Origin of the sequence: Streptomyces katrae (assembly GCF_000966975.1) — a bacterium.
Taxonomy (GTDB): Bacteria; Actinomycetota; Actinomycetes; order Streptomycetales; family Streptomycetaceae; genus Streptomyces; species Streptomyces katrae.
Window position 1 is genome coordinate 1 of the sequence record NZ_JZWV01001380.1, and the last position, 327, is coordinate 327.

The 327-nt window shown below is 73.7% G+C and carries 1 pseudogene; it reads left to right on the forward strand.

From position 1 onward, the window contains the following. Positions 1 to 57: 57 nt before the first annotated feature. A pseudogene (locus VR44_RS37475) lies at positions 58 to 327 on the forward strand (hypothetical protein); the annotation flags it as partial.

The window sequence follows — 327 nt, forward strand, 5'->3', positions numbered from 1 at the left end:
CCGGCCCCCTCCCCCTCGGCACCCCCGGCCGGTGACGCGAAACCCGCCCCGGGGGACGTGCTTCCGGGCATGGTCGGCGCGGCGGTGGCGCGCGCCCAGCTGGCGGCGCTGACGACCGGCAAACCCGGCACGATGGCCGGGTACAGCCGTGACAAGTTCACGCACTGGGCCGAGCAGGGCGACAAGTGCGACACCCGCGAGGTCGTCCTCCAGCGCGCCGGCAAGGACGTCACCCGGGACGCCGAGTGCCGGGCCGTGTCGGGCACCTGGAAGAGCCTGTACGACGGGGTCACCGTCAACGAGGCGTCGAAGCTGGACATCGACCAC